The organism is Terriglobales bacterium (genome assembly GCA_035567895.1).
Taxonomy (GTDB): domain Bacteria; phylum Acidobacteriota; class Terriglobia; order Terriglobales; family Acidobacteriaceae; genus Gp1-AA112.
In genome coordinates this window covers 64,378-85,215 of the sequence record DATMPC010000088.1, presented here as the reverse complement: position 1 = coordinate 85,215, position 20,838 = coordinate 64,378, and the positions used below count along the sequence as shown (strand labels likewise).

Genomic DNA, 20,838 nt, shown 5'->3' with positions numbered 1-20,838 from the left:
TGTTGCGGTAGTTGTGTCATATCCACGCTTTGCAATTTAGAAATTACCAAATTGCGAGGCAAACTGGATTTTAGTACTCGCTCCGAATTCCAAGGATGCGGAAGTCCGAGAGAAAACCCTTCACCACATACACTACACGGTTGTTGCTTTGGGGATCGGGCGGGCGGAGGAAAAATCCGGAATCTGCAACGAAGGGAAGGGAATTGTGAACAATTCCTTCCGTTACTTCTCCGTCTTTGAACTTGATCTTGATCCAGAGTCCTTCGATTTGGGGATTGCGCTCGAAGAACTTGACCTCGACGTAATCTGAGCGACCTTCTAAAGACTTCACGAAGAACAGGGCTTTCGCAGTGTTGATATCGACAAGTCTCTGGCCGACTCCAGGTACTTCGAGAGACACAGTGGCAGGCAGAGTCTGCCCGATGAGACCAGCGGCGAGGGGATCAAATGATTCTGAGTTGCGAAGGATACCTTTGATGAGTGATCCATCGGCTAGATGCGCAACAACCTTCAGGTCGTCCCGTTCCGGCATACGCAGAACAGCTTACCGCAATCCGGTGCGTGGCTCCGATAGACGGTTGGATCCCGGGGGGACAATTTGGTATTGCTTAATCTTGTACAGAAGCGCCTTATAACTAATATTGAGCCGGGCCGCAGCCATTTTGCGGTTCCAGTTAGTCGCGATCAGCGCCTGCTCGATCGCTCGGAGTTCGGCTTCGTCCTTGAGCCCGCGGACCAGCGACTTGAGTCCACCCTCCGGTACACCGCCGGCCCCACTGTTGGATGAGGCGTCGGTGAGTCCGTTTCCCTGACCTCTTCCCTTAGCTTCGAGCTCGGAGATTGCCATCTCTTCGTCCTGAAGCACGAGATAGCGCTTCACGAAGTTACCGAGCTCGCGCAGATTGCCTGGCCAGTGATACAGCATGCAGGCTCGTACAAGGCGCTCCGAGTAACTGAGCGGCGCGTGTGCGTAGCGCTCCGATAAGCGATTCATGAAGTGCTTCAGTAGCAGCGGGATTTCCTCACGCCGCTCGCGCAACGGCGGAATGTGCATGGTGAATGCGTTCAGGCGGTAATAGAGGTCCTCGCGAAGAGTCTTATTGGCAATGGCTTCTTCGACATTTACGTTCGTAGCGGCCAATACGCGGACGTCAACGGTGACGTTCGACCGGCTGCCTAAGCGGGAAAACGATCCGTCCTGAAGCACGTGTAAAAGCTTTGCCTGGAGCGCTGTGCTCATTTCGCCGATTTCGTCCAGCAGCATAGTGCCTTTATTGCACTGCTCGAACTTGCCGGGCTTTGAGCGCTGCGCTCCGGTAAATGCTCCGGCTTCGTATCCGAATAGCTCACTTTCCAATAGTTCGGCAGGCAATGCTGCGCAGTTCACTTTCAATAACGGACGGTGTGCGCGGATCGACATCTTATGAATCAATCGCGCCAGAATTTCTTTTCCAACTCCACTCTCCCCCAGCAGCAGGACTGGAACGTCGACTTTGGCGACCAGAGATACCTGGGCGCGAATCTGTTTCATTTGCGGACTTGCGGCGAGGAAGAAGAGGTCGTCTTCGAGGCTCTCGACCTCTACGTCGTCGGAGACGGTGTAGCGCTGGAGGTCTGCGGTGCCTTTAGTTGGCCTGTCCGGCTCAAGGCAGCGTTTTAATACCGCGTCGAGCTCCGATTTGTAGAAAGGCTTGGTGACATAGTCGAGCGCTCCCAGCTTAATGGCCTGCACAACTGTGCTGGTGTCGCTCACGCACGACAACACAACGATCTTCTGCTCAGGACGAATCTTTTTACACTCTTCAATGGTCTGTAGGCCATTCATGCTGGGCATGGCCATGTCGAGCAGAATAAGACTCGGCTTTAGTCCCTCCTGGACGCGCTTGATTGCCTCGAAGCCACTACCGGCAGTCTCGACGGCGTAGTTGTCCACCTCGAGCAACGTCTTCGTGTAACGAAGCATGCTGGGTTCGTCGTCGACGATCAGAATAGTGGCGTTTGCGCTCATGACTTACTCTTTGGTCCTCATCGGCAGCAGCAGGCAGAACGTACTGCCGTGGCCGTGTTCGCTCTCAACCCAGATCTTTCCCGCATGCGCTTCCACCAGCCGTCGCGCGATTGCCAGCCCCAGTCCCATGCCATGGGAAGAAGAGGTTTGCTGCAATCGCAGGAATTCGTTGAAGATCTCCTGATGATACTCGGGAGGTATGCCCGGCCCACTGTCTGTCACGCAAATCCGAATTGCATTTGGTTGGTGATCTGCCCCGGAACGTCGCTCATTGGCAAAGGGCAGTGCCTGACGGAAGCTTCGACGCTCCCAAAGATGCGTGCTCGTGCTTACGCAGATCTTGCCACCCTGAGGCGTAAATTTCACAGCGTTATCGATCAGATTGGAAATCACATGCTGAAGTTTGAGTGGATCGAAAAGCAATTGCTGCAAATTGCTATCCGGACGGAATTCCCACCGCAGCTTCTTCTGCTCGAAGCGGCCGGACCAGTGCTCCAAAACCTCGGCGATGCACTCGTTCACATCCCCTAATTCTTTGGAAATGCGGATCTTGCCAGATTCTAGAGCGCTGAATGCCAGAAAATCTTGAACAAAGCGCTGCAATCGAAGACCACTTTGCTTCATCTCCTCCAATACCTTCCGCTGTTGCTCGTTGAGGGGGCCAAGCAATTGGCCAAGAAGCAGGTCGGTGTAACCAGTCATGACCGAAAGAGGGGTCTTAAGCTCGTGGGCGGCGGATGCCAAGGCGATGGTGCGCCGGAAGATATCCTGTTTTAGCGAATCTTCGATTTCAAGCCGAGTCGCGGACGACGGGGCACTCGCGATGGCCTGACCAGGGGAACTAGACACGCTTATCTCCGTTTCCGGCGCGAACTCCAAGCTAACCGGGAACTTCTCAAATTGTTACCGAAACAGGGGTTTCTTAAGGCTGAGGGAGGAGTTGTAGCCTCGAAGTGAGTCCGCTCGGCCAACCGTTGGCTTACAATATCGCAATAGTTTGCAATTCTCAAGGGAAGGTTTGCTGAGTACGTACCGAAGTTACTGAAAGCAAAACCAATAGTAACCACGTGCCGTTACCAATCACAAACCCGTGACGCAAAAGTAAGTTTCGTGCTCAGGGGATGGGGCTAAGCGTCACCAAGGCTGGAAGCCGCTTGGGCGAGAAAATCGTAGCTGTGGATTGCTGCCGCGATGCCAATCCTTCCGGTTTCAGCGTCGGTTTGCACCCTCACGACTTTACCCTTGCAAGAGACTTGGATCGCGGCGGTTCGGGTAAGCTCTGGCGGCAGGGTCATGGTGAATTCGATCTCCGCGTCCGGACGAATCTCGAAATTAGCGTAGAAGAAAACACCGCTGGCACTCACATCACGCGTTTTGGCATGCACTGTAGCATCGGATCCGGGAACCCGGACCCAAACGGGCATTTCCAGCGGAAACCTTGGGAGTACGCGTTTCTCGTCCACGGGCAAGATTCCTGAGCTCCTGAATTTACTGTGCCGCGCTCGGGGCCATCAGCTCTCTCCAACACTGGCCTGACAACGGGCCTGCAATGTGACTAAATAACAGGCAAGATCCTACCCGGTATCTGTTCGCGAGACTAGCAACCAACAGCATCCGGCTGGCGTTCTTGACATGAGTGCAGTTTCCTAGCCATCTTTGGAACAGACCTAAACACATATTTATATAGCTACTTCCCCAAGTTTTTTAACAGTTTCCACTAATGCTCAAGTGCAAACTTGTGCATACCAAATGGAAAGCCAAGTAACCAGTCGCCAGTCTGTTTTGAGTGACCTGAAATCCGAATCTTCACCGCACTTAGATTCAAGATAACCTCCCCTTGAGATGTCTTTCGAAATTTTTCTCGTGAAGGAACTGGTCCTGATCTTTGTACCCCACTCGCTCGGACATCGAAGATGCAAACATGAGTGCAGCTGCTCAAGAGAGTGGGTGTCTTCTTGGTGGTCCTGTGACTCTGTGGAGAAAACTTCGTTTCCGAACCTGCAAATGTTTGCATTGCAACATTTTCCAGCGTGGGGAAAAAGCTAACGCAATGAACGCCGGAATTACTCAGAAGTCCGGCTCGCCGCCTTCTCGTAATGAATTGAAGATTCTAGGTTTTGGTACCTGGCGCCAGAGTTTTCCACAGCCGAAATGAGACGGTTTCAAGGTTGGTTGCGAATGTGCACGGTAGTGCAGCGGATTCATAGTCATCATTTGGTGTGCCTGGAGCTGGCTTTTGAGTGCAACTGCCGTAGCGAGTAATGGACACAGTCTATTGACTGCGGGAATTCCGCCCGAGACGGTTGTCTTCGGCACTACAGACCGAATGCAGATGTTGCAGCACAAGCTGCGGGTAGTTGCCGGAGCGAATGTTCCGATCCTAATAACTGGCGAGAATGGCACGGGCAAGGAGGTCCTTGCCCGGATGATCCACCAGCAATCGCCCTGGTGCGACGGGCCTTTTGTAAAGGTTAACTGCCCGGCCATTCCCGGAACGCTGCTCGAGAGTGAGCTTTTTGGTTATGAGCGTGGCGCTTTTACTGGCGCACTCAGATCCAAACCGGGCCGTGTCGAAATGGCCCACCGGGGCACGCTCTTCCTTGACGAAATCGGCGAACTGGAGCTGGGTATGCAGGCGAAGCTGCTCCAGCTTCTGCAGGACGGACAATTCTGCCGCATCGGGGCTCAGGAGGACGTGAAGGTAGAAGTCAGGGTAATCTGCGCGACCAACCGGGATCTGGCTGAGGAAATCGCCGCGGGCCGCTTCCGCCAGGACCTCTTCTATCGCATCAATGTGGTGCAAATCCAGGCACCCGCGCTCCGCCATCGGGTGCGGGATATTCCCGCATTAACCACCTATTTTTTGGACTACTACGCAGACAAGTTCTGCGTCCAGCCGAAGCCTGTTTCCGAAGGACTGATGGCCATGCTGCAGCGTTATGAATGGCCTGGCAACATTCGCCAACTGGAAAACCTGATGAAGCGATATGTTGTCCTGGGCAACGAGGAATCTATCACTTCCGAATTGGTCTCACGGGGAGGCGGAAGCTGCTTCGATCCCTTGATTCCTCTGGACGGCAAAATTTCCTTGAAGAAGGCCACACGCGACGCAGTACGGGAGCTAGAGCGCCGGATTATCCTTAAAGTACTGCAAACTCACAACTGGAACCGAAAGAAGGCAGCGAAGGCGATGAGCATCAGTTATCGCGCGCTGCTGTACAAGATCCAGGACACGGGGATCGCTTCGAAACGTACGAAGGCCGTCGAGGCACTAGACCGAGGGACCAATAGCGGGATGATCAATTAAGCCTTGCAGGTTTCGGATCTCTGGTGGTTGAAGCATGATTTCCCAGGTAATCGAGAACAGCGAAAACAACAGTGAAAATAACACTGAAAATAACAGTGAATTTTCACTCTAACTTCGACGTTATCGAAACCGGCCCAAAATTCGCAAATTCCTTTTCAGGAACAGTGAATAACAGCGAATTATTCAGTGAATTCTGGTTGAGCACGTTTTTCTGAGCCACGATCCAGCCCGACGCTGCTAGTACAATCCCCGGCATGCCTCGCTTGAAGGTTCTCATACTCGTGGGTTTATTTCCAGTACTTACCGCGTGTACGGAAGGCAAGCCTCCGCAATCCCAAAATTGGTCACAAGCCACCGGCGCGGAGGCCTACGAACGGCTGTGGTGGAAGGCGATTCAGGATGGAGATTTCAAGACCGCCAAGTGGCGTCTGGCCTCGATCTACACGCTTACTACGCCATCCGGAATCCAGGACCGAGAGCAGGCGGAGCACTACTTTGAAAAAATGAATCTTACGAGCATCAACCTTGGCGAGCTCGAGGTGAAACCGCACGGAGCGGACATGGTGGTTACCTATGTCGCTACGGTGCAAACCAGGTCGTCGCCTGGCCCGCAGCGCTTCTACATGATGACGGTCTGGCAGGAGGCAAAGAAGGGCTGGATGGCAATCGCGCACAGCGAGGTGCCGGCTAGCTAGTCAATCTTCACTCCAAATTCAGGACCAACAAGACAGAAAACCGGAGGCACGGCTGCCTGACGTTGCCGCGCCTCCAGTGCGTGCTCGGTTTGGGGGACCTTTCTTACTAGTTTTTGTCGTCTTTATCGTCGTCCTGGTGTTTACGATCGGCGTCATCGTCGCGATCATTGGTGCACAGGAGTTGTAAACCGTCACCCAGAATGTTCGAGAATGGCTTGCCATTGCTGTCGAACCCAACGCTAATGTTGCCGAGCAATTTGAAGTTGGGAGAACCTTTCTCAATCCATACCGACTCAAAAGGCATCACGTAGCCAGAAGGGTCGCCAGCGCCATGAGCTTCGGCATGAGTATTGGCATGGAGGTAAAACTTTACCGGATTGTCTCCGTGCATGCCCGTGCCTGTGAACCGCAGGTGGATCGAGACGTCGTCTCTCTCCACGTGATAACGGAGCACGTTAGTCCCTTCGAAAGGAAACCCCGACTGATGGCCAGGGCATGGGTTAAACATCCCCCCGCTGCCAGCAAAGGAGAACTTCTGGACCTGGCCCTCATTCTCGTGGCCTTCACGACCCTTTGCGGCCATCGATGTCCCGCTTAGGCACAGGACCAATCCGAAGGCCAGAACGGTTAAGTAGCGCTTTGTGCTTGGCATCATTTCCCTCCGTCTCGGCGGGGACTTCCGAGCACGAGAAAATCATGCCACATGCTGGTGCATGTTGGCGCCCGTCCAATAAACGAAGGTCATATTACTTACTTTTCGTTTTAGGCAAGCGCATTGCCAACATTGCCGCAATACGCGACGGACATGTCCCATCGTTCACTCTGCTCGGACATGGCCTCTAGTAACGTGGATCGAACGACGGCGGGAACAACAGATGATAGGCAATAAGCAGACGCAATAGGTCGTAGGCAATAAGCGGTAAGGGATCGGAGCGGACGATTCCAAGTTAACTTCTTAATTCCTTCTGTGGCTCCGTGTCTCCGTGGTGAAGGGTTTTGCTGTCGTTTCGCCACTGTTCTGCAAGCCAGAACAGGGCCAAAATGAAAATGCCCTCCAGCGGCTTGCGGAAGCGCGCTTCCATCACTCCGGCGTTCGAGAAGAGCGGAACCAGGAACGACACAACCGCCAGGCACGGCACTAGCTGCAAGCTCCGGTTTCGATACATGTGTATGGCCGATCCAATCGCTGCTCCCGGCACAATCACCAACCACATCCAGTGCAAGTGGTAGGCGGCGTTTTCCCAGAAAAAGTCGAGATGACCGTCCGGCCACGAGTCCGCCAGCAGGAAGAGAAGAGCATTTTCACAATAGAGGTGGAGTCGTTTGGAAAATGTTGGGGAGTACTCTGCCGCAGCCCGTTGCCAATCTGCGGCGCCTCTATCCACGTTTACGAACACGTCCGCCCGCCCGGAAGGCCGCGGCTGGTACTCGCTGAATGGGTGGAAGGGCTCATCGAATGCGGATGCCGCCGTAAAGTTGTAGTTAAAGTCGGTTCTGCGACTGGGAACTGTTATATGCAAGTAAATGTCCCGCGCGCCCGATTCCCAGTAGATGTGATGCGGATAGGGCAACCCGAAGGGTGTTGCGACACGGAGGATCTCGTATGAACGCAGCGCAAACGGCGTCAAAGCGCACGCCCAGACTGCCAATGCAAGAAGAGTTCGACGCACAGGGCACCGAGTGCCGCCCAGTGCGAATGCCATGATGACAGCGGCAATCGGCAGCGCGATAATCCGCGTCAAACAGGTCAGAATCCAGCCTAGATTCAGGCCTACCCAGCGCCCAGGCGTGTCTGGCCGTTCACGCGCCGTCAGCCACAGTGACAATCCAATTAGGGGAATCAGGATCGTCTCGTTCATGAAGTAGCTGAAGATGCCGATCCACGTGGGAAGCCACGTGAGCACAGCCCAAAACCATACAGCGAGGACTTTGCGCTGCAGCACGGTGCGCGCGAATAGGAACCAGACGAACGGCGCTGCAAGGGACAGCAGCGAAGCGTAGATTCCGAGTGCGGTCCGATTGCCGAGCGTAATGCGAGCAATCAGGCTCAGCCAAAGCTCATACGCAGGCGGATCGATTCCGGCAAAGGGATTCGTCTCCAGCGGATGGGTCGCGTTGAACCAGTGGCGCTCCGCGTCGCTATAAACGAAGTCAATGGGAGGGTGGGTTGCCGTCCACAAGACGCGCAGTCCGGAACCAACTACAACCAGCGCCACCGCGAGCACAGCGGAGAGGGGGTACCGGAATTTCGGCATGGATGTGGTGAGTATGGCATGGAAGGCGCGCTCTTCTACGGCTACGAAACTGTTCTGCTACCTGCTTATTGCGTATCGTATATCGCCTACTGCTTGCCTTTCGCCTCGTGGTAATCCATTTCGGTATTTACCGACCAGATGTTGGACTTGTCAGTGCGGCCGGCAATGATGTTGTCCACCGCAGTCATCGCGGTCAGCATGGAGTGGTCCTGATTGTTGTATTTGTGCATTCCATTGCGGCCCACGAGAAATAGATTGTCGTATTGATCGACATACTTCCGTAGTTCTTCGAATCTGTCGTACGTCCCAAAATAGGCTGGATAAGTCTTGGGTACACGCACGACGTTGAAGTCGATCACATCGTCACGCTCGATAATATCGATCTTATCCAGTTCTTCGATGGCGAAGCGCCCCATTTCGGCGTCGGATTTCGACCAGAGCTCGTCGGTTTCGTAGCAAAAGTATTCGGCGCCCAGCCATACTTTGCTGGAATCGCTTACTAGGTGCGGGCTCCAGTTGTTGAAAACCTGCAGGCGGCCAACCAGCACGTCCGGCTCCTGGACATAGATCCAGTTGTCGCTGATCAGCTTGCCGTACTTGTCTCCCTCGTCCCGGACCTTCAGCTTGTTGCACAGCAGCCCGACGGTGATGAAGTCACGATAGATCAGCCCTTCACTCACTTCGCATACCGACAGGGGAACGTTCACGTGTAGCGACCGGACAAGTTCCTGAATCGGCATCGTCGAGAAGAAATAGTCGCCCGTAAACTTCTTCTGGTTGTCGTATTTGTCGCTTCCGGTTACGCTTGCGATGCGAAATCCGTCGACCTGCAAGCCGGTCACGTCGAAATCGGTGACAATCTCCCCGCCCAGCTCGATGATTTTTTCTGCGACCACTTCCCACATCTGTCCCGGCCCGAGTTTGGGATAAAGGAACTGTTCGATCAGGGAAGTTTCGGTGTTTTTCTGCGCGATGTCGCGGCTGTCGTTTCCGCGGAACATCTTCTTGATGTAGTGTGCGATCGTCTTGAGGATTGACAGGCTTTTAATGCGCTGCTCACCCCATTCCGCGCTGATCTTTTCGCAAGGCACTCCCCACACCTTTTCCGTGTATGACTTGAAGAAGGTCTTGTACAGCTCGCTGCCAAAGCGGTTGATGAAGAACTGTTCCAGGTTCTTGACGTTTCGCATCGGAAACGCGGCACGGCGCATGTAGCTGATGCCTATCTTGAACGTTCTGACCAAACCGAGCTTTACCAGCGTATCTTTGGAGAGCTGGATCGGGTAATCGAAGAACTTGCGCAGGAAGTAGATCCGCGATTTTCGCGGACGAAGAAGCATCACGCGATCCAGATCGGCTTCAGTGGCTGCAAGCGCCGCTACACCGCCGCCGCGCTCACCCGGACTCCCCGATGTGCTAACAGCATCCACGCTGCGAGTCTTGCCTTGATACGCTATGATCGGCGCTTCCTCGCGTCCTTCTGCTACAGGCAGGTGCCGGAACCACCAGTTCATCACGCGATCGCTCTTGGAAAAAAAGCGATGCCCGCCGATGTCCATGCGGTTTCCCTTGTAGTTGATGGTGCGTGAGATGCCACCCATGTAAGTGCTCTTCTCCAGCACGATGGGCTTGAGGTCGGTGCGAGTGAGCAGCTCGTAAGCAGCGGTAAGTCCGGCAGGTCCAGCGCCGATGATGATGGCTTTTTGAGTCACGTCGTTGTTTTCTTCGCTGCAAGAAAAAACGAAGCGCAGCGGCTAGCGCTGCGCTTGTTGAAAGCTCTTTCCATAGTCTAGTAAGTGATTTCCCGACGAGCTAACACAGTAAAGTTAGCCGCCTGCTTCACCGATTGAATCGTGCAACTGTTGTATTGAATCCCGCCGATGCCGCCGCCGTTCCAGTGAAAGGTGGGGCTGCCAAGCACTTTCTGGCCACTCACAGGATCTCGGTACATATTGGCGTCAGACGGGTTGGTGGCATAACAGTTAGTCGTACCAGGACAGCCGCTAGTCTGCCCAATCTTCGCGACCAGGATGGCGCCGTCAATTGCAGGCGTTCCGTTTTCCGTAAATTGCCCACTCCCGATCACAAAGATAAGTCCGTGCCAATGGTCGTTTCCGCTCATAGTGAGGGTTCCGGTTACTAGTAGAATGCCGTAGCCATCCATCGTCGTAGTGAAGTCACCGTTGACGACCGTGATTTTGGGATTAGCGGCCGTCCCAAGGTCGTAGCTAGTGGGCAGGTGACTCGGATTGAGCGTCTGCGTTGCCGAAGCCTGTATGTCATGCACAAGTGCGTTTAGGCCATCGGGCGTCTGGTAATTTTGATTGGCGAGGTTGTTCACGTTCTGAACGTCTGGCTTGCAGCCGTCGACACCGGTATAGTTCGGCGGTCTCTTCAGATTATTGATGATTTGATTGCGCGAGTCTGATGCAACCTGGCTGGCGGTCTCAGTGCCGTTGCCTACGTCCTGCACGGTTCCCACGGCCGGCCTGTCCTGCCCGCCGCATGCATCGTGACCATCGACTTGGAAATTGTTCGAGTCTCCGAACTGTGTCGCCGCGCTTACCGGACCAGCGATCGTCAAGGCCGCGGGCATGGGTGGCAAGGCGATTCTGGCTACTTCGTATTGCACCATGCGGCGGGCCTTGACGACGGAAGACGAGCTTTCCGCAACTGCAAGAGCAGTGAGCATGTAGACGGGTTGTGCGTCTGCTGCTACGCAAGAATTAGCAGCCACTGGTCCACCACCAATTCCGAGCAGCGAACCTGCAAGCGGAGGGGCACTTGTTCCGCAGGAGGGGCCGCCTCCGCCACTTGAAGAGCTGGAGGACGAGCTACTTGAAGAGCTGCTCGAAGAACCAGAGCTGCTGCTCGAAGAGCTCGAACTGCTGCCGGTTCCAATCAAGCCTGTTGAGCTGGAGCTGGAGCTGCTGCCCGTTCCAATCAGACCTGTTGAGCCCGAGCTCGAACTGCTTCCGGTTCCAATCAGACCTGTTGAGCTGGAGCTGGAGCTGCTGCCCGTTCCAACCAGTCCTGTTGAACTTGAGCTGGAACTGCTGCCTGTTCCAACAAGGCCCGTTGAACTCGAGCTGGAACTGCTGCCTGTTCCAACAAGGCCCGTTGAACTCGAGCTACCCGAAGAACTAGAAGAACTGCTACCGGAAGAACTGGAAGATGTGGACGAACTGCCGGCAGTGGAAGAAGAAGCACTCGAACTGCTCGCTGACGCGTGTCCGCCGTTACCGTGGCCAGTCGACCCGCCTTCAAACATGCCCATAGCCATCGCGAGCTGCGATGGGAGAGTTACACCTTCTACTCGCCCGGGAACATCGATTGGCTTCAGATCAGCTAATACGAATTCGTTCTTGCCGTTGTAGCAAACCTGATCCGTTGACGGCCCGAGTGGGGGGAGCGACGGGGGAGCACAGTTGCCAAACCCCTGGATGCACCAGGGGTTGGTGGACTCTCCCAGCTTCAAGTTAATGCGCGCCCATTTGTAAGGAACATATGCACTGCCGGGCAGACTCGTGGCCGGCTTGTTCACCCACCATCCGCCTGTGGTTGGCAAGGAGCCGGCGGCAAAGAGACAGGGCTTGGTGTAGTCCCCAGGGCTAAGCGCTACAGCCGTAGTGTTGGATGTTTCGTGACACAGCTCATCGTCGAAATAGTGATCTGTTGTTGTGTCCCAGGGTGCGACCGTCTCACCTCCGAGTGGATTAGTGATGTACACCACCCCTCCCACCTGTCCGATCGGAACCGTGGGAAGAATGTCGGAAATGCCGCCGTTTGCCACCGTAAAGCGCATACGGTCGCGAATCTCTTCGACACCAGATCGCGCAGCGAAGTAAGAAAGGTTCGATTGGCGGAAGCCGGAGTTGACCCCAGTTTCGCTGTTGGTGGAGAACATCAGCGCCAGGCCGATTGCCGACACGAGGATCATGGCAAACAGCACCACGAGCATCGCAATGCCCCGTTCAGAATTATTTCTTTGTAGCTTCATCAGTTAGTTCTCCAGTTCCGCGATCGTCGATACGGAATTCACGGCTGGCTGCCCAGTCTGGGGATCGAACTGTTTAGAGCGCGTGTTCAAGTTCACCTTGATCGCGTCGATAAGTTGAATTGTTGCCGGACTACCGTTGATGTCAATTCCGGGGCAAGTTGGTACTCCGCTGGACCAGGTGCAGCTCCCAACACTCACGGCATTTCCGTTCCCCTGGAAGTAAGTGAACAAATCCTGTGATTGTCCCTGAGGCGTAATCACGTTTTGGACCTCCGTGAAGTACTGTGGAGGGGATTGACCGCCTGCCCCGGAATACCAAACGTCGCCGTCTACTTTCTCCACCACACTGCGCCGTAGGCAAGGGCAAGACGGATCAGCCGCATCGGAAGCGACGTAAGTATAGAGAACGCTGTACACATGGCCATCTCCATAGACATCGCCTTCAAAGCGCAGCGAGATCGGAGAGGCGAACACCAGGCCGACGGCCGTACGTTTACTGTTCGTTCCGGGATTGGTCTGGTAGACCGTTGAGATCGGATAGCCAGACATATGCAGGTCGCGGGCAAACTGATCGACGAACGCTCGGCTTTCCTGGGTAAGGTCGAGCTTCATGGATTCCATTTTGGTCCTGGACTGGATCTGGTTGACCTGCGAAAACACAGCTCCCATTACAATCACCAGTACAAGCATGGTGACCATGATTTCGAGCAGCGAGAAGCCGGCTTGATTTCGTCGATGATTTTTCCTCGACATCTCAGTTTCCTCTCAGCGCTCGCAAAGTTACGGGCAAGTTAAACATCCGACTCTGCTGCCCGCCATTTCCCACTTCCCCCAGGTTCTTGGCAGCGACCTGAATCAATTGGCTTGAACCGTTGGGCGGGTTGAGCGGGGTGCTCACATTCCAGCGCACGTCGTAGATCTGCGGATTCCCGGTAGCCAATCCATCCGAGGCGCCAGTCGCACAGAGCGTGTAATACATCTGGTAACCGGGGACCGGCGCTTGCGTGAAATCGATCACTTGCAGTCCGTTGGATATGTTTGAGAGGTCGACCAACGGTGCTCCGCCCGGGGCAGTAGTCATGGCCTGGGCGGTGCCAGTGCAATCCGTAATAGACGTAGCCTGGACACCAGCCGATGCTGAGAGCACTATGATGCGATCCATGGTGCTCTGCGCCAGTGCAACACCCGCAGTGTCGAATCGGTTGCGCGCATTACTGGCGATCGCAGTGAGAATTACGATCATCCCGCCAAGCAAACCAATGGTGAGGATAAGCATGGCGATTAGAAGCTCAATCAAGCTGAATCCTGAATTGGAACTTCGCCGGCGCTTGAGTTGCTGATTGCGTTTCATTGCCATTGCCCGCCTTGGTAAATCCAGGTTTTAACTCTGCCCGCCGGTGTCACCGTGATTGCGGCGTATGCCGTTCCACCCTGTCGGCGCGCGTACTGCAAGTACGTTATGTATGCGATCGGCAACGAGGTTGGGGGCGGCCCCCCTACCAGGGGCGCATTCTTGCAAGTCTCAGCGGCAGCGACCCTTTGGCAGGGAAGACCGCGCTCATTGAATGCAAGTCCCGGAATGGCAGTGCCGGGCGCAATGCCTCCTGACCCGTCGCTCACCATCGGTGAGGTCGAATCTGCATAGGGCTGTACGCCCAGGAGTGTGGTATTGCCGAAACCGGACGGAACACCGGTCTCACTTACGGTGATCGGCCTTGCCAGGAGCACCATGGGTTCCGACGTGTCGTATGTCCGGTTGAAGTTCAGATCGACGTACGCTATCGGTATGCCGCTTTGTGTGGTGTTCAGCACCTGGTAGACGGCGTTGTCCTGCGTGGCGCGTGATCGTGCCACCTGCATCAGGCCGGCATAGGCTTGTGCCGAGGCACGCAGCTTCTGGTCGTCGATGATTCCAAGCATCTTCGGCGCCATCATGCCGCCTATGATCAGCATGATCACGACGACGATGAGCAGCTCTAGTAAAGTGAACCCGCGTTGTCGATCAGTACTCATTTGGTTCGGCCAGTCGGGGAAGAAGGAACCTTTCAAACGAAATGCCACGGTGCTCCAGCCGCAAAACGCGGCTCGGCACCTTCCCGAAAAGTATCTGAGTTCAATTGCTCCTACAAGTTACCGAAGACTTAGCGTTGGCCCATTTTGGATGCATGGATTCGAAGAAAGTTGGAAGCTTGTTTTGAATGGCTTGGATTCGAACCGTTACTTTGGTGTGCGGTGAATGTAGAACGAAATAGAGATTGGCATTGAAACTGTTCTACAGTTGCGACGGAAGATCTCCCCGTTATGACCGTCCTGGATCGGCCCGTTTCCTATTCGCTGTACGGAACCGCACCAGCCACTGTGCCTCGCGCGAGCTGGTGGAAGAAGGTACTTTCACATCTTCAGGCGGCCTATAGCCTCGATCTTCGCTCCTTAGCTCTGTTTCGCATCGCCCTGGGCGCCGTGCTTCTGGGCGATCTCATGTGGCGCGCTGCGGATTTAACGGTCTTCTATACCGACTTTGGTGTGCTGCCCAGAGCTGCGCTGCTCGACAAGTTTTCTCAAGCGCCGCGCTTTTCTATCCACCTGATGAGTGGTCAGCTGGCGTTCCAGGTAATCCTGTTTCTCCTTGCTGCGGCATTCGCTGTAATGCTGATCTTCGGTGTGCGGACGCGGTTCGCGGCTTTCGCAAGCTGGTTCATGGTGGTTTCTGTACAGACGCGTAATCCCGTCATCCTTCAGGGCGGGGATGTGTATCTTCGCGTGCTTGCCTTCATTGCCATCTTCTTACCGCTAAGCGCGTTCTATTCGGTGGACGCGGCGCTGCGCCCGGAGGAGCCGAAACCGCCAAAGCCGAAATTCTCCTATTTCTCGACTCCAGGCCTGGCGCTGATCGCGCAGGTGGCCATTGTGTACGCCTTCGCCGTTCTTCTCAAGACAGCTCCGGAGTGGCGCAGAGATTTCAGCGCGGTTTATTACGCCCTGAGTATCCAGCAAATGTCGACGCCGCTGGGAAGCTTTCTTTTGCACTTTCCGAAGTTGCTTCCGTGGCTCACACGGGAAACATTGGTGCACGAGGCCTCAATTCCTCTCCTGTTGCTAACGCCGTTTCTTGCGGGTCCCGCTCGACTACTGGGAGCTCTGCTGATCATTGCCTTGCATGTCGGCCTCGGTCTTTCGATACGTCTTGGACACTTTCCATACATAGCTTGTATGGCTGCACTGCCGCTCATACCAACATGGTTTTGGGAGAGAAATTGGATTCGCCGTCGCTTGCCCTGGCTGACCGGAGAAACTTCCGCGGGTTCCGGCGCGCGCATTTATTACGATGGTAAGTGCTCGTTCTGCTCAAAGCTGGTCCGCATTGTGCGTACGTTCCTTCTTATTCCCAAACTAGAACTCATCGCCGCGCAAGAGTTTCCGGTTACTGAGCTCGAAATGCGCGATCAGAAGAGCTGGATCCTTGTCGATTGCGAGGGAAGGCGTCATTACAAGTGGCGCGCGTTTGCTCAGCTTGTCTCGTACTCTCCAATCTTTTCGTGGCTGTCCCCTGTGCTGCGCAGCAATTTCCTTGAGAGGAAAGGCAAAGAGTGGTACGAGAGAATCGAGCGCAATCGGGATCAGCTTAGCCGCTACACGGACTGGATACGCTCGCGTCCGGTCAGCCTAAAGACATCGCCGGCGGTAACCGTTTTTGCCGCACTGCTCGTTGTGTACACGCTGCTATGGAACTTGTCTTCGATCACGCGCGTTCCGTTCCAGCCGTGGCAAGACGCCATCGGATTGACGCTCGACCTCGATCAGCGTTGGGATATGTTCTCTCCCAATCCTCTCACCTACGATGGCTGGTACGTCATCGAAGGCCAACTGAAAGATGGACGACATATCAATGTGACTCACCCTGATCGTCCGGTCAGCTACGAAAAACCCGCCAGCATCGCCGATCAGTATCCGAATGAGCGCTGGCGAAAGTATCTGATGAACCTGTCGTTGAGCGAGAACACCGACTATCGCCTTTATTACGGACGTTATCTCTGTCGTTCCTGGAATATCGGCCATCCAAACTACGATCCGGCGATACTTATTAGGTTCGATATCTACTTCATGGCCCACCAGAATTCGATCCAGCACCCTCCAACCGGATTCAATCGCGACTTGCTCTGGCATCACGAATGCTTTTGAAACCGAGCATAAATCGATTCTTAACGAGTCGGGCTTCCAGTCGTTTGGGTCTATAACACGGTTACGTGCGCCCCGTCGTGATTCGCGGACTGCAAAAACTGCAAATGAAAGACTGTCATCCTGAGCCCCGAGGTTGGGCGAAGGATCTCCCGGAATGAGTCGTACTCGTCGCTGCGTCGCGCTCTTTCACGAGGTATCTTGGCAAAACGCCGTGGCACAGCATAGGGTTGCAATCATCGCGTGAGATCCTTCGGCCGACGTCGGGCCTCAGGATGACAGGCGTTAAACGCGGCCATGGCATATAGAATCACAAACGTCCAGATGCCACCTGTAATGAGTCTCAACAATCCCGCCTCGCTTCCCAGCTTTCGGCGCAACCTGCTCGCCTGGTATCGAACGCACCAGCGGCCATTGCCATGGCGCAAAACCAAAGATCCTTACCGCATTTGGATTTCGGAGATCATGCTGCAGCAAACGCGGGTGGCTGCGGTTCTTGAACACTACAAAAGATTTCTGGAGAGTTTTCCAACCATCCGGCAGCTTGCGAAGGCCGATGAGGCAGACGTGCTGGCGGCATGGAGCGGGCTCGGATACTATCGTCGAGCGCGCATGTTGCATCGCGCCGCTCAGCTCCTGACTACGAATCGGGCTGGCCGCATTCCTGAGACCGCAGCGGAGCTGCGTACGTTGCCGGGGATCGGTCGCTACACTGCAAACGCTATCGCGAGCATTGCATTCGGAGAGGCCGTTGCCGTGGTTGATGGCAATGTCGAGCGCGTGATCGCGCGAATGCTGCGGAAGAAAATCAGCGGCGAGCGCTTCTGGGCTACTGCCCAGAAGCTGCTCGATCCCGATTCTGCCGGCGACTGTAATCAGGCGATGATGGAACTTGGAGCGATGATTTGCCTCCCCGGCGTTCCACTTTGCGACCGTTGTCCAGTTCGTATGCATTGCGCATCGCGGGGCTCAGAACGGAGAAGGTCGGTTCCCCAGAAGCGATTGCGGAAGTCGTCTTCTGTGCTTCTCGCCCGGCGTGGCAACGCCATCCGCTTGAATCGGCGCGGGTCCAATGAGCGATTGATGCCGGGAATGTGGGAGTTGCCGGAGGCGCGCGGAGCAATATCGCGAGAACCTTTGCTCAGCGTAAGGCACTCGATTACCACGAATGATTGGCAGGTGAGCGTCTTCGCCGGCAAAAAGCCCGAAGCCGGTACCGAGGGGCAATGGATTCCGCTGGCCGAAATCTCTCGACTGCCACTTACGGGACTTACCCGCAAGATTTTTCGGAAGCTCAACATGCTTTCATAGAATCCAATCGAACGGTGCTCGATCGATCGTTCAAAGGAGTTTCCAGCAGATGGCGCTTCCTAGTGGTGCGAAGGCTCAAGAGTTCACCCTGACCAGTACAACCGGTAAGCCGGTAACCTTATCCGAGTTAACCAAGCGTGGACCAGTTGTGCTCGCTTTCTTCAAAGTGAGCTGTCCTACCTGCCAATACGCATTTCCGTACTTCGAGCGGATGTCGCAGCTTCACAAGCCCGAAGCGGTCTCGTTCGTCGGTATATCGCAGAACGATCTCAGAGATACACAAGCCTTCATGAAGCAGTACGGAGTAACTTTTCCTGTTGCGATCGATGATTCAAAGCAGTACATCGTCTCTAACGCCTATAAGCTGACCAATGTTCCTACTGCCTACCTCGTGGATCGCGATGGCAGGATTCAAGTAAACAGCGTAGGTTGGGCACGTAAGGACATGGAAGAAATCAACGCGAAGCTGTCGATGATGGATTCAGCTCAACAGCAACATCCCATCTTTAAGCCAGGCGAAGAAGTAGCCGAATACAAGGCTGGTTGAAGCGCGAAGAATTAACCCGCGGTCGCGGGGAAAGGCGGCGCAATTGGCGATAGGCAATAGGCGAAATCTCATTCGACTGAGGCTTTAGCCTATTTGCTTATTGCCTATCGCTTATTGCTTGTCGTTCCTGTACCAAAGTAACCGGTTATTCAGGTTGAACACCCAGTGCTGAGCGCCATTTGACGCGTTAGACTCCTTGTCTTAGCTGGTGAGTCCCGGAAGGCTATATTTCGCGGCGCCCGACTTGTATCCGCGAAATGTTCACGCTGCGCAACCTGATCTGCCGAAGCCGGGCGCAACGAAATGGCCTTCGGCTTCCTACAACGCGGCGGATCTCTCTCTGAGCATGCGCAACAGACGCAGCTCTCGTCGTATCAGCCTTTTATCCAACTTGAAAACCTTGTCCGCGGAGTGGACAACATCCGCCACGATGTCGCGCTTAGTACTCGTTTCATGGAGAGCACGCGCAACCATATCTTTCGGCTGATCACCAGGCATGGGCAGATCGAGCCTTTGGTAGACGACCTGCCGACGGATTCGCGTCCGCTGTCGAGAGTCCGGCTGCCTCCCGCGTCGACGCCAGAGAAAGTCGTCGATGCCATCGGCTTCAAGCGCGCGCTCCTCGAATTGCATGTAGCTTCCCTCAACCGGGCGAAGAGCGAAAACAACATCTCAATCGATCTGCTGGGCCGGCTCGCAATCATCAAATTTCAGCGCAACGAATTGGCTGCTCAGTTCGGGCAGGCACTGGAGCGTAGCCGCGCGAAGCTCAAGACCTACGACGGTCCCCGTCAAGCTCTTCTGTCGAAGGCGGTGGAACTCCGCGAACGCTTCGCTCGCTTTCAGGTAAACAAGAAAGCTGTGTTACGCAAGGTAGGGCAGGACCTCTTCGCCACGATTCGCGACATCGAGAAAGAATCGATTTCGCGGATGCGGCGCTCATACTTCGGCGACGCAGAGAACGCAACTTATGATCTCTTTCTTAATCGCCTGCTTTATACAGAGGATGGGCGGGACGACTATTTGAATGCCGAACAGTACGTAATGCTGGGCAACTACGAACGAGATCCCGATCGTTTCGAGACTATGCAGTCGATCGCTTGCGACTTCCTGCGATCTCTTCAGCTTTCCGGCATCGAGAACGATGACGCTTTAGATCCGCTGCTCAGTGTTCCAGAAAATGCCCACGAACTATTCGCCGGCGGAACACCCGTAGAGACTCTTCCCAAAGGAAAGGCGCAGCGGGCGCTGCTTACAGCCTGGGTGGAGTTGCTGGAGAAGGAAAACGTTATCGAACATGTGATTGCATCGTACGAAGCTGTGCCATTGCTGGCGCAGTACTCGCCTCCAATTAATCCGCAACAACTCAAAAATGCTCTGATCTCGAAGACGGAGCGGACCCGAGTGGAAACTTTGCTCGAGGAACACGGAAAGATATCTGCCGCTAACTTGAACACCGCGGTGAAGAAAGTGGACTCGTGCAAGGGGCTCGACCGCGCCAAAGTGGCCGCGCGATTCTTCGGCGACTTTATTCGTTATCACCGCGACTTGCGGCGCTTCGAAGCCTTGAACTCGGCCATGGACGCCGTGAATGTGATCGCAACGGAGCGTCTGAAGGAACTCTCAGCGATTAACAACACGCTGTATGAGTTTCTATTGTCTGACGAGCAGAAGAAGGGCGAGGAAAAGGTCGTTCGTCACGTGATACTGAAGGCGGACATTCGGGACTCAACGACTCTGACGCGCACTCTCTACGAGCGTGGACTCAATCCCGCCTCGTACTTCAGCCTGAACTTCTACGAGCCAATCAACAAGCTGCTGCCGAAATACGACGCTTCGACTGTGTTCATCGAAGGAGATGCGGTCATCCTCGCTCTGTTTGAGCGCGAGGGCGAAACTGGACTCGGGGTCGCGCGCACCTGCATTCTCGCGAAAGAAATGGTCGGCATCGTGAGCGCATACAACGAACAGTCGCGAAAACAAGGGTTACCTGCGCTGGAACTTGGGATCGGCATTTCCTATCAGGACTCCGCGCCCATGTATCTGATTTACGGCGCACAGCGCATCATGATTTCCAAAGCACTGAATGAGAGTGACCGTCTCTCGTCGTGCAGCAAGGGCGCGCGCAAGTTTCTCGCTGACAGGCAGATGCCCTTCAACGTTTTCAATCTGCAGACGGTCCAAGACAGGGACCTAACCGAGAATCCCGATGAATTTCTAGTGCGCTACAACATCAATGGTGTGCTGATCAGCAAACCGGCCTTCGAGAAACTGTCGCACGAGATCTCGCTGAAGGAACACCGGGTTCAGTTGCTCTCCGTTTGGCCGGGCGAACCCGTGCGACTCTTCAGTGGCATGGTTCCGGTTGCCGCCGGAGCATTCCACAAAATCGTGGTGCGTGAGGGCACAATTCCGCATGTTGACGCGCGATCGATGACGGTTACTGACTGGACCTCTCGCAAGTACTACGAGGTTTGCGTGAACCAGGAAATCTACGATCTGCTGGAAAAGCCTGCTGCTGCTGCGGTGAGCGTATAAG

17 protein-coding genes are annotated in these 20,838 nt (G+C 54.8%); 6 read left to right on the top strand and 11 right to left on the bottom strand.

Features of this window, described 5'->3' with window-relative positions:
* Positions 1 to 70: 70 nt before the first annotated feature.
* The 4 genes from VNX88_18465 to VNX88_18450 all read right to left on the bottom strand — a co-directional run bounded on the left by VNX88_18465 (position 71) and on the right by VNX88_18450 (position 3,471).
* Positions 71 to 532, bottom strand: coding sequence for a hypothetical protein (locus VNX88_18465; GenBank protein ID HWY70658.1), 462 nt, complete (start codon positions 530 to 532; stop codon positions 71 to 73).
* A gap of 12 nt (positions 533 to 544) precedes the next feature.
* Entirely contained in the window at positions 545 to 2,008 is a 1,464-nt protein-coding gene (locus tag VNX88_18460) for a sigma-54 dependent transcriptional regulator (GenBank protein ID HWY70657.1), read from the bottom strand.
* Between the two features lie 3 nt (positions 2,009 to 2,011).
* The gene (locus VNX88_18455) at positions 2,012 to 2,857 is read right to left on the bottom strand and encodes a HAMP domain-containing sensor histidine kinase (protein ID HWY70656.1); all 846 of its coding nucleotides are present in this window, start codon (positions 2,855 to 2,857) and stop codon (positions 2,012 to 2,014) included.
* Positions 2,858 to 3,135: 278 nt separating this feature from the next.
* On the bottom strand, positions 3,136 to 3,471 hold the full coding sequence (locus tag VNX88_18450; protein HWY70655.1) for a PilZ domain-containing protein: 336 nt from the start codon (positions 3,469 to 3,471) through the stop codon (positions 3,136 to 3,138).
* Between the two features lie 773 nt (positions 3,472 to 4,244).
* Between VNX88_18450 and VNX88_18445 the strand changes: the two genes are divergently transcribed.
* Positions 4,245 to 5,315, top strand: a complete 1,071-nt coding sequence (locus tag VNX88_18445) for a sigma-54 dependent transcriptional regulator (GenBank protein HWY70654.1) — start codon at positions 4,245 to 4,247, stop codon at positions 5,313 to 5,315.
* Between the two features lie 254 nt (positions 5,316 to 5,569).
* The gene (locus tag VNX88_18440) at positions 5,570 to 6,010 is read left to right on the top strand and encodes a nuclear transport factor 2 family protein (GenBank protein HWY70653.1); all 441 of its coding nucleotides are present in this window, start codon (positions 5,570 to 5,572) and stop codon (positions 6,008 to 6,010) included.
* A gap of 106 nt (positions 6,011 to 6,116) precedes the next feature.
* Here the strand turns inward: VNX88_18440 and VNX88_18435 are convergent, their stop codons facing one another.
* The 7 genes from VNX88_18435 to VNX88_18405 form a co-directional block, all read right to left on the bottom strand.
* Entirely contained in the window at positions 6,117 to 6,665 is a 549-nt protein-coding gene (locus tag VNX88_18435; GenBank protein HWY70652.1) for a hypothetical protein, read from the bottom strand.
* A gap of 292 nt (positions 6,666 to 6,957) precedes the next feature.
* Positions 6,958 to 8,265, bottom strand: coding sequence for a hypothetical protein (locus VNX88_18430; GenBank protein HWY70651.1), 1,308 nt, complete (start codon positions 8,263 to 8,265; stop codon positions 6,958 to 6,960).
* Positions 8,266 to 8,351: 86 nt separating this feature from the next.
* Positions 8,352 to 9,977, bottom strand: a complete 1,626-nt coding sequence (locus VNX88_18425) for an NAD(P)/FAD-dependent oxidoreductase (GenBank protein HWY70650.1) — start codon at positions 9,975 to 9,977, stop codon at positions 8,352 to 8,354.
* A 77-nt stretch (positions 9,978 to 10,054) separates the two neighbouring features.
* Positions 10,055 to 12,265, bottom strand: a complete 2,211-nt coding sequence (locus VNX88_18420; protein HWY70649.1) for a hypothetical protein — start codon at positions 12,263 to 12,265, stop codon at positions 10,055 to 10,057.
* A gap of 3 nt (positions 12,266 to 12,268) precedes the next feature.
* A complete protein-coding gene (locus tag VNX88_18415; GenBank protein HWY70648.1) occupies positions 12,269 to 13,018 on the bottom strand; it encodes a prepilin-type N-terminal cleavage/methylation domain-containing protein in 750 nt (249 codons plus the stop codon).
* A gap of 1 nt (position 13,019) precedes the next feature.
* Complete coding sequence (locus VNX88_18410) at positions 13,020 to 13,622, bottom strand: prepilin-type N-terminal cleavage/methylation domain-containing protein (GenBank protein ID HWY70647.1); 603 nt, start codon at positions 13,620 to 13,622, stop codon at positions 13,020 to 13,022.
* Positions 13,613 to 14,278 (bottom strand): prepilin-type N-terminal cleavage/methylation domain-containing protein, encoded by a 666-nt coding sequence (locus tag VNX88_18405; GenBank protein HWY70646.1) that lies wholly within the window; start codon positions 14,276 to 14,278, stop codon positions 13,613 to 13,615. The genes VNX88_18410 and VNX88_18405 overlap by 10 nt, the downstream gene beginning before the upstream one ends.
* 288 nt (positions 14,279 to 14,566) lie before the next feature.
* On the opposite strand from VNX88_18405, the gene VNX88_18400 reads away from it, so the two are divergent.
* The 4 genes from VNX88_18400 (at position 14,567) to VNX88_18385 (ending at position 20,837) form a co-directional block, all read left to right on the top strand.
* Complete coding sequence (locus tag VNX88_18400) at positions 14,567 to 16,444, top strand: HTTM domain-containing protein (protein ID HWY70645.1); 1,878 nt, start codon at positions 14,567 to 14,569, stop codon at positions 16,442 to 16,444.
* 294 nt (positions 16,445 to 16,738) lie between these two features.
* Positions 16,739 to 17,752: an A/G-specific adenine glycosylase gene (locus VNX88_18395; GenBank protein ID HWY70644.1), complete on the top strand. Its 1,014-nt coding sequence runs from the start codon at positions 16,739 to 16,741 to the stop codon at positions 17,750 to 17,752.
* A 49-nt stretch (positions 17,753 to 17,801) separates the two neighbouring features.
* Positions 17,802 to 18,299, top strand: coding sequence for a TlpA disulfide reductase family protein (locus VNX88_18390; protein ID HWY70643.1), 498 nt, complete (start codon positions 17,802 to 17,804; stop codon positions 18,297 to 18,299).
* Between the two features lie 303 nt (positions 18,300 to 18,602).
* Positions 18,603 to 20,837, top strand: coding sequence for a hypothetical protein (locus tag VNX88_18385; protein ID HWY70642.1), 2,235 nt, complete (start codon positions 18,603 to 18,605; stop codon positions 20,835 to 20,837).
* Position 20,838 lies beyond the last annotated feature (1 nt).